The following is a 4,067-nucleotide window of genomic DNA, read 5'->3' on the forward strand; positions in this document are numbered from 1 at the left end:
CTTGTTCATACATTAGGAATATTGTTTCTCGCTCATTCATGGTAAGATGTGTGTATGGATTCATAGTTTTCTCCTTCTAATAGTTGGTTGGTACATCTATTTTATAGGAAAACTATGGATCTTTTTTTATTTTATTATTGTTGTTGCACTTAAATTGTAAATTCGTCATATTTAAAATTGAAGTTTCCTATTTTCCCAAATCATCAATACAAAAAAAAGAAGAGATAATATTCATCTCTTCTCGAAAAACTATCTTGCTTTAGTTGTAGCAACTACTTTATTATTTACAATTCTTCTACAACTTCCTGCATCAACTTTTGCTAATGCCTTCTTCTCTAAATCCTTTGATGAATATTTCTTATTTACAATCGATCTACCAACGTTATTATTGAAAAGATCCATTTGCTTTTCATTAGCTGGTTGATTTTTATTCTCCTCGTGAGCATCTGCCCATCTTTTCGCATTTGTTTTACCGTTAGAAGGGTTGAAACTTGATCCATATCCGGCTAACATCGTTGCCATCTCAGCATTCCAATAAGTATGTCTAAAAGCATCTCCGTTCCCATTATGCAACCCGTTTTTATATAGTGCATTTGTCCTTTTTGTAGCCAAACTAGAAGCAGTATACACTTGTGCTGCTTGCGCAGGATATGATTTGACAAGTTTTTTCTCCGCACTATTCAAATTCTCGTAGGCAGATGGCAGGTATCTTGCTGTTACCCTATAGCTTTTTGACTCATATATCTCATTGTATAGCTTAATCATATATAAGTTTTGATCATCTTCAGATAGATCTTTAAATGCTTCATCTGAGCTCGAAATTTCATAAGCTCTAACAAAGTCATCAATTGTTAAACTATCTATTACTTCATCGCTTAGACTCTCATTCGATATTGTTTCTGATACTGATTCATCTGTTGCAATCTCATCTGCATATGCATTGATACTACTTGATACTGAAATACCAAAGAATAAACTAACGTTAAAAATATTTTTTTATTTTTAGTTCTCCTTATTTTTGGAAAATCAATTTTTTTTCTATTTTGTTCATACCATCATCATAGTTGCAATCTAATACTATTTTACCCGTTGATTCGTCATAACTAGCTACTTTTACCAATAAAGAAAAGTTTTTAGTATTGCTATCAACATATCCAGTAACTGTTTGCTCTTCTCCATAAATGGTAACTGAAATAGAACTCTCACCACTTATACTAGCTTCCTCTATTGGTTTATTCGTAGACTTTATCGAATTACTTTCATAAAGAACTTCTGAATCATTCTGATAATTTCTTGCTATTGTAATAGGAACTTCTATTGCACCTTTATTATTTTCAATAAAAATGCCTGTTTTACCATTATTTTTCAGGAAAAATAGTGTACCAAGTACTACCAAAACTGTGCAAGATAAAACAATCGTCAATACTTTCCTTTTTGATTTATTCATATCTTTCAGTAAATTCGAAAAATGAATCTACTGTTCCCCCTTTCTAACTGTAAATATTTATTTTATCGATATTTTAAACATAGACAAGATATAATCTTATTTAAATTATACACTATTGCTGTTTTAAATAACCCTTACAAAAATGTAATAATATTACCTTTCACAAATAAATACAGATACTTGAACCTTCCCAAAAAAGTAAACTGACAAAATCATTTATTAAGTTACATTGCCTATATCACTTAACGAACACGTAAAAAACTAAAACACAACGAAGAATGATCGACATAACTAATTAATTTGTTCTTTTTCTTTTTTTGGATTGATACTCTTTAAGAACTTCTCCTCCAATACCAATAAATGACGATAAACATCATCCATCGACCAGCCTGAAGAAAGGCTTAGACAATACAAAAAATCATAAGGCAACGTCTTTACGGTACGGTTTCTTGTTACCCAGCTTGCTACTGTACTCTGCTTATATCCATGCAACTCACAAAATTGCTCTACTGTCATACCTAACCGCGAAATAATAAATACATTGATCGGGTAGGGATATACAAAGGTATTGATACTCATAGTCAGAAAGACCTCCCACCATATTATTACGTTTGCGATAATAGTACTACTCTTTCTTAAGACCAGCAAGCAAGGCGGAGAAAAAAGAAGAAACGTATCATAGATATAATGTATTAGGCAATTTGCACCTTTTAATTTCAACCTGTATCGATCATGAACAGATCTGTTTGTATGCCGATCTTATTGGGTTCTATCAAGCGTTTCAATGCTGTCTGGATAAACGTGTATTCTCTTCCAAAAGCTTCTGAGATTGCAGCGAAATAAGCCCCCTGGCTTTCTTTTTTTAGTCGGATAACGGAGCGCATCAATCCATGTATCGAAGCTAGCATAATACCTCCATTACGACCAGCACGAACACGAAAATGAATTTTGTTCTCTTCTCTTAACTGCTTCAGTACTTTGTCCAGGGAGCGTTTTGGGATCTTTAAACTTTCAGTTAAATCTTTTTTTGTAGAAATAATGTATGGTTGTTCTTCATAGGATTGCTCATTCAAATAGGACAGTAGATCTTCTGCCCATTCATGACTATGTGAATACTTGCGAACAGCTCTTTCTTTCTTGAATTTCCACCAACCCCGTTTTTTGTTGAATAGCTGCTCTTCAGAAAGATTGACATCGACCCACTCTTGGCATAATAGGACAATTTTTTCTCTGTGGGCTGCTTGATATTTTCCGGAGTAAGCGGAACGAATGATTCTGGTTAATTCTCGATCAGATAAAGGGTTAGCCAAGCGGTCATTGAATTCTAACATCGTCAATTCACATGCTTCTACTTCGTATCCTGACGAAAAGTATGCCAAAGACAAGGTGAATATGACATTATTTCGACCATATACGCCCTTTTCACCTTGTATTTTTTGACTTTTTAGCAACAGCTGGAACCAGGGTTCATCTACTTGACGAAATTCTTGAGTAGATGGTAATACAAAAACGTTCTTGATCTCCGCTTTTTTGTCCGCATCTTCTCTCATTGACCAGTCGATCCATCTTCGAAACTATAACGATACTGTGGTTCAAAGAATAAAACATTCTCTTCAGAAGGCATCCGTGTGATCCCAAAATGATTGGCATTTACATCGACAGGAAACCGATAATCATTTGAAAATTTATTCCTTATATTTTTGAGATCATTTTGGCCACATTGATCACTTTAAAATTTGATTTCTTCGTCACGTATGCAGGCTTGTCTAGTACATAGAAAGCTTGAAATCCATGCGGTGTACGTAGAATCATTGTAGGCATAAAGCCGATCTCGTGACTGGCCAAGATAATTTCTCCATAGTCAAAGTTTGGATCCAATGTGTCAAAATCAACAAAGAATGTATTGATTTGACGTAAATTGTCCTCCGAATGACCTTTCGTAAACATTCTGGCTTCATCAGCATACGTTCCATAGCGAAATACATTTGGAGTCCAATGAGTGAATCGATTATTGTTTTCGATCACCCCTTCTTCTGAAGTGATCACTAGTCCAATCCCCTCGATCATGTGTTCCTTTGAACGGTACGCAAAAATAGCCCCCTTCCCCGACTGATCACTAAAAGAGACCGGTTTTAGGTGGCTGTTTTTATATTTGAATTTACGGATACCATTTTGTAATACCGTCGAATATACGACATCCAAAGAAGCTGCCATGACTTTATTCCTTCCCAAACTAAAAGAGAACACAAATAATCTTAAAGATTTGTGTTCTCCCAATAGCTTAGAAGTCTTAAATGAATGACAAAATAAGCGTGTATATATTGAGTTGCTCGTCAAAAAATGGTAGAATAAGTCTGTAAGTTCGGATTGTCAGTCCGAAAAACTTATCAAAATTACATAAGTGGTTGTCAGCCACTTACATAACTTCTGAGACGAGCGAGAACACATAGGCTTTTTATGTGATTCAGATAGAATAGTGAGGCCAATTTCACTTTAAAATGGACCCTATAGAATGGACACTAAAAAAAGTGCCCTTCTATAGGGTTTGTTTTTGTATACTTATGAATAGAGGAAAATACGTTAACGTTTGAATTGAAGTAGTATTGCTCCATTCATTAAA

The 4,067-nt window shown here is 34.4% G+C and carries 3 protein-coding genes and 1 pseudogene; all 4 read right to left on the bottom strand.

Annotated elements, in window-relative coordinates:
* Positions 1-249: 249 nt before the first annotated feature.
* Complete coding sequence (locus B9P78_RS09230; protein WP_094519150.1) at positions 250-765, bottom strand: hypothetical protein; 516 nt, start codon at positions 763-765, stop codon at positions 250-252.
* 247 nt (positions 766-1,012) lie between these two features.
* Positions 1,013-1,423, bottom strand: a complete 411-nt coding sequence (locus tag B9P78_RS09235; RefSeq protein WP_094519151.1) for a hypothetical protein — start codon at positions 1,421-1,423, stop codon at positions 1,013-1,015.
* A 315-nt stretch (positions 1,424-1,738) separates the two neighbouring features.
* Positions 1,739-2,026, bottom strand: coding sequence for a type III secretion system protein PrgN (locus B9P78_RS09240; protein ID WP_094519152.1), 288 nt, complete (start codon positions 2,024-2,026; stop codon positions 1,739-1,741).
* Positions 2,027-2,163: 137 nt separating this feature from the next.
* Positions 2,164-3,661 (bottom strand): annotated as a pseudogene (locus tag B9P78_RS09245) (primase C-terminal domain-containing protein).
* Between the last annotated feature and the right edge of the window lie 406 nt (positions 3,662-4,067).

Origin of the sequence: Aerococcus sp. 1KP-2016 (assembly GCF_002252085.1) — a bacterium.
Classification (GTDB): Bacteria; Bacillota; Bacilli; order Lactobacillales; family Aerococcaceae; genus Aerococcus.

Bases quoted from the DNA above. Each gene is read 5' to 3' on its own strand.
- B9P78_RS09240 (WP_094519152.1), bottom strand. From the start codon at position 2,026: ATGAGTATCAATACCTTTGTATATCCCTACCCGATCAATGTATTTATT.
- B9P78_RS09230 (WP_094519150.1), bottom strand. From the start codon at position 765: ATGATTAAGCTATACAATGAGATATATGAGTCAAAAAGCTATAGGGTA.